A 5,110-nucleotide genomic window follows, 5' to 3' on the forward strand; every position below is an offset into this window, starting at 1 on the left:
ACCCAGCACCGCCACACACGTGTCGTCCCGCACCGGACGTGCCGCGCTGCCCGCGTCCCGGAGGACCACCGCGGCCACCACCGCCGGGTCGCAGCCGAGGAGCACGGCGTCCTCTGGGGGCGTCCAGCGGCCGGGCAGGCCGTCGCTGTGCAGGACGAGCAGGCTGTCGTCCTGCCACGGCTCCCGCTGCACGGACACGGACGCCGGAACCTGCGCGCCCACGATGCCGGGCTGGGACAGCATCGCCTTCCAGGTGCCGTCGCTCCGCAGGCGGGCGCCGACGTTGCCGACCCCTGCGAAGTGCAACCGGCCGGAACCGATGTCCAGTTGGGCCACGGCGACGGCCGCGCCCCGGGTGCGGCGCAGGGCCCGGCCCAGATGCCGCAGTATCTCGGCGGGCGGCCGGTCGGCCACGCCGTGCAGCGCTTCCACGGCGGTGCCGGACGCCTCGGCGGCCTTGGGGCCGTGACCGAGCCCGTCGGCGAGCAGCAGGGTCAGCCGGTCGCCGGCGCACACCCGGCTCCAGGCGTCGCCGGAGTACTCGGCCCGGCCGAGGGGGACGTTGACGCCACCGGCGCGCAGACCACGCGGGGGCGTCCGGTACCGGCCGGCCGGCGGCTCGTGGTCGATGCGGGCCACGGCCACCGTGCCCCGGCCGGAGGCGCTGTGCAGGTCGAAGTCGTTGGCTATGCGCCGGCACGTGCCGAGGCCGGCGCCCAGGGAGGCCGCGGTGGTGTAGCCGTCGCGCATCGCCGCCGCGACGTCCGGGATGCCCGGGCCGTGGTCGAGCGCGACGAGCTGCACGGACAAGCGCCCGTCGTCGGCGGGTGCGCGCTCGACGAGGTTGATGACGACGTACCCGCCGTCCGCGTGCCGCACCAGGTTGGTCGCCAGCTCCGTCGCCACGAGCGCCGCGGTCGCGGTGCGGTGCGGGCCGAGCCCGGCACACTCGCTGGCCTCCTCGGCCGCCACCCGGACGTCCCGTACCCGGGTCGAGTCGTCCACCGGCACGTCCCAGACCCTGCTCATCGCGACCCCGGCCGGGCCGGCGGCACGACCGTGGCCCAGGCGGTGACGGTGACGGTGGTCCCCTCACCGGGCCGGCTGTCCACGTCGAACTCGTGGACCAGCCGCTTGGCCCCGCTCAGGCCGAGGCCCAGCCCGCCGCCGCTGGTGTAGCCGTCGGTCATCGCCTGGTCCAGGTCGCGGATGCCGGGCCCGGCGTCGACGAAGGTCAGCCGCAGGCCGGGCGACGGGCCGGTGTCCAGCGGAGTGATCTCCACGTGGCCACCGCCGCCGTGGACGAGTGTGTTGCGGGCCAGCTCACTGGCGGCGGTGACGAGCTTGGTCTGCTGCACCAGACCAAAACCGAGCTCGGCGGCGGTCTGCCGGACCTGCTGCCGTACCCAGGCCAGGTCGGCGTCCGAGCCGATCGGCAGGCTGGTCGGGGCGGCGTGGCGGGAGGCCCGCATCACGGATTCCCCCCGTCCTGATGCTCACCCGCGGTGAGCATCTCCATCGCGCGTTCGACGTCCAGGGCCGTACGCAGTCCCGGCAGGGTGAGCCCCAGCTCGACCAGGGTGATCGCCACCGCGGGGCGCATGCCGGCCAGCACCGTACGGGCGGCCAGCAGTGCGGCTCCCGCGGCGATCTCGGCGAGGACCCGCCCCAGGAAGGAGTCGACGATGTCCACGCCGGAGATGTCGATGACCACGCCGGTCACGCGGGTGTGCGCGATCCGTTCGGTGATGTCCTGCTGGAGCTGCTCGGCCATCCCGTCGTGCAGCTCCCCCTGGAGGGTGACCAGCAGGATGTCGCCCAGCCGGAGGACCGGCACCGAGAAGCCGTGCCCGCCCAAGGGGCCGGCGACCGAGGGCCCTGCGATCGGCGGCCCGGCGACCGAGGGCCCGGCGGCCGGGGGCCCGGCGACCGGGGGCCCGGCGACCGGGGGCCCGAATCCCGCGGGCCCGGTCCCCGAGGGCCCGGTCCCCGAGGGCCCGGTCATCGCGCGCCCGCGTCGGCCATGCGGACCGGCGCGATCTCGACGCCCTGCCGGCTGAGCGCGTAGGCCAGGGCGTCCGCCAGGCTCGCGCGGGTGAGCACCGTGCCGAGGTCGATGCCCAGATGGACGATGGTCTGCGCGATCGCGGGCCGGATGCCGGAGACGATGCACTCGGCGCCCATCAGCCGGGCCGCGGCCACGGTCTTCATCAGGTGCTGGGCGACCAGGGTGTCGACCGTGGGCACGCCGGTGATGTCGAGGATGGCGTACCGGGCGCGCTCGGCGACGATCGCGTCCAGCAGGTTCTCCATGACCACCTGGCTGCGCGCGCTGTCCAGCGTGCCGATCAGCGGTACGGCGACGGTGCTCTCCCAGAGTTTGATCACCGGGGTGGCCACTTCGTGCAGTTGCTCGCGCTGCCGTGCGATCAACTCCTCGCCCGCGCTGACCGTCGTGTCCAGCACGACCAGACGCAGCGTGCCCATCAGCACGGTGAGGGCCAGCACGCACTCCTGGGCCTCGGGGGCGTACGGGTCGGGGAACTCGCCGCGCAGCTGGTCGGTCACCGGTTCGCGCAGGGCGGCCACCTCGTCGGCGAGCCCGTCCGCGCCGATCCCCCTGCGGACGCGGGCCGCCGCCATCCGCCCCAACTGGTCGCGCACCGCCGCGAATCCGGGGGCCCGGATGTCGTCCAGCCGCCCGGTGGCCGCCACCGCGGCCAGCGCCGCCGCCACGGACCTGCCCGCCTCCACCGCCTCGTCGCGCGAGACGGTGAAGACCGTGCGGAACAGCATGGCGTCCGCCCACCGTTGGGCGATCTGCTCCCGGCGCCGTTCGAGAAAGGCACTCACCTGCTGTGCGGCCGGCTCCCGTTCCGCGTTCTCATCCGACACCGACACGTGCATCGCTCCCTTGCATGGGCCGGACCGAGGCCGCGCTACGGCACCTCAGCCCTTACTTGCCGTATGACAAACATTAAGGCCGCCGTACGACACCACCAAACAGCCGCTCGTCCACACCTGACCTGCGTCTGCCCCCGTCCTCACCGCCCACGCCAGTCCAGGCACACCACCAGGGCGTCGTCGTCCGGGACGGGTCTGCCGCGGTGGCCGGACAGTTCGCGCAGGACGGCCCGGGGCACCTCGGCGGCCCGCAGCAGCCGGGTCGACTGGATCGCCCGGGACAGGGCGTTGTCCCCGTACGCCGCTCCGCCCGCGGTGGCGGCGTCGTACACCCCGTCGCTGACGAAGACCAGCCGGTCACCGGGCTCGACCGCGAACTCCTGGGCCACGTAGTCGGTCTCCTCGAACATGCCGAGCGGCAACTGGGCGTCGAACGGCACCCGCTCCACCGCGCCCCGGCGCAGCCGCAGCAGTCGCGGGGAACCGGCGTCCACCGCCCGGACCCGCCCGGTGGCCAGCTCGATGTCCAGCATGAGCACGGACAGGTAGCAACGGCCCCGGTAATGGGCGTACACCGCCTGGTCGGCCAGGGCCGCCTGGTCGGCGAGGGGGAGACCGGCCCGGCGCGCGTTGCGCAGGGCGTTGATCGCCAGGTTCGTCAGCAGGGAGGCCTCTATGCCCTCGCCCATGCCGTTGGTGACGTAGAGACTGAGCCGGTCGGCCGTGGCGGACCAGTCGAAGTTGTCGCCGAAGATCGCGTACGCCGGTTCCAGCTGTGCGCCCAGCTCGTACTCGGGGCGGGAGCAGGAGCGGCCCGGCAGCAACTGCCACTGCATCTCGGCGGCCAGGGTGAGCCGGTCCCTGCGGCGCGCCTGGAGGTACACGTCGGTGTCCCGCTCGGCCACGACGACCTCGTGCCCGAGCACCTCGGCGATCTCGGCCAGTTCGCCGAGGCATCCGTCGTCGTGCTCGCCGCCCGGCAGGGTCACCGTCAGCACGCCGAGGCGGTCACCGCGCACGGTGACCGGCAGATGCACGCGTACCGAGTCACCGGAATCCCCCGAGTCACCCGAGACGGTTTCCACGTACGGCTCCTGTGCGCCGAAGGCCCGGCCCGCCGGGCTGTTGTGCACGGACACCGGCTGAAGGGTGTGCGGCGGCACGGACACCGGCTGAAGCACCGTCAGTCCGTAGTCGGCCAGGTACAGCTCGACGGAGTCCGCCGCGTACTGATCGGTCAGTACACGACGGACCGCGTCCAGCAGTTGATGGGGCGCCGCCGTGCGCAGGGCGCGCTCGGCGGTCACGAGTCTGTTCACGATCGTCGTCACGATGGTCGAAGCCCAATCCTTGAATCCTCGGTCGGACACCTACGGCTCTTCGGGCACGGCCCTCGGCCCGGGGGCCGGTGTCGGCGCCGGCTCGCGGCCCGCCTAGTACGCTGGCGGCCATCCCGGTGCCTGCGAGAGTGTGACTGTGACTTCCCTCCGACCCCGCCCTGAGCCAGCAGAGGTCGCCCGTGTGACCTCCACGGCCGCGGAGTTGCTGGAAGTCCTCTGGGGCCGGGCCTCCACGGCACCCGCCTCGGCGTCCCAGCTGCGCGTGCTGCTCATCCTGGAGCACCACGAGGGCATCAACCTGCGCACCCTCGCCGACTCCCTCGCCTCCACCCCGCCCTCGACCAGTCGGTTGTGCGACCGGCTCCAGGCGGCGGGGTTCGTCGAACGCGTGGTGAGCGCGGCGGACCGGCGCGAGGTACGGCTGCACCTCAGCGGGCGGGGCCGCGCCTTCCTGGCCGACCTGCGCGTCCGCCGGGAACAGACGCTGCGCGCGGTGCTCGACCAGATGCCCGCCGCCAAGCGGGTCGCGCTGCTGCAGGGGCTGGAGGCGTTCTGCGACGCGGCCGCGGCCCGGATACACGACGACTCCGACGACTCCGCCGCGTCCGGTACCCGCACTGCCTGAATCGCCCGTCGTGGCACCGGGACGAACATTCCGGATCCTCCCCCGCGCACGCATGGCACGGCTAGATTGTTGCCTCACGACTATAGTTGCCGAACGACAACCGTCCGCTCTACGAGTCCCTTGGCCAACTCCTGCACGCAGCACCGCCCCACCTTCCTGTCCGGTACCCGAGCCACCGTGCGGGTACCCCGCCACCGCCCCGACCTGCGCCGACTGTGGTCAACGTCTCGACGGGGAGCAC

6 protein-coding genes are annotated in these 5,110 nt (G+C 73.4%); 1 reads left to right on the plus strand and 5 read right to left on the minus strand.

Going from position 1 to position 5,110, the window contains the following annotated elements; genetic code table 11:
* The 5 genes from CA983_RS40630 to CA983_RS40655 form a co-directional block, all read right to left on the minus strand.
* A partial coding sequence (locus CA983_RS40630; protein ID WP_086605699.1) for an ATP-binding SpoIIE family protein phosphatase occupies positions 1 to 1,029 on the minus strand: 1,029 nt, incomplete at its 3' end.
* Positions 1,026 to 1,472 carry an anti-sigma regulatory factor gene (locus CA983_RS40635; RefSeq protein ID WP_086605694.1) on the minus strand — a complete coding sequence of 149 codons (447 nt, stop codon included), beginning with the start codon at positions 1,470 to 1,472 and terminating at the stop codon, positions 1,026 to 1,028. The genes CA983_RS40635 and CA983_RS40630, both read right to left, overlap by 4 nt.
* A complete protein-coding gene (locus CA983_RS40640) occupies positions 1,472 to 1,837 on the minus strand; it encodes an STAS domain-containing protein (protein ID WP_425276508.1) in 366 nt (121 codons plus the stop codon). The genes CA983_RS40635 and CA983_RS40640 overlap by 1 nt, the downstream gene beginning before the upstream one ends.
* Positions 1,838 to 2,001: 164 nt before the next feature.
* A complete protein-coding gene (locus CA983_RS40650) occupies positions 2,002 to 2,901 on the minus strand; it encodes an STAS domain-containing protein (protein WP_244207310.1) in 900 nt (299 codons plus the stop codon).
* Between the two features lie 143 nt (positions 2,902 to 3,044).
* Positions 3,045 to 4,223, minus strand: coding sequence for a PP2C family protein-serine/threonine phosphatase (locus tag CA983_RS40655; protein ID WP_167407551.1), 1,179 nt, complete (start codon positions 4,221 to 4,223; stop codon positions 3,045 to 3,047).
* Positions 4,224 to 4,374: 151 nt separating this feature from the next.
* On the opposite strand from CA983_RS40655, the gene CA983_RS40660 reads away from it, so the two are divergent.
* Entirely contained in the window at positions 4,375 to 4,869 is a 495-nt protein-coding gene (locus tag CA983_RS40660; RefSeq protein WP_086605698.1) for a MarR family transcriptional regulator, read from the plus strand.
* Positions 4,870 to 5,110 lie beyond the last annotated feature (241 nt).

Source organism: Streptomyces swartbergensis, from assembly GCF_002148965.1.
GTDB lineage: Bacteria > Actinomycetota > Actinomycetes > Streptomycetales > Streptomycetaceae > Streptomyces > Streptomyces swartbergensis.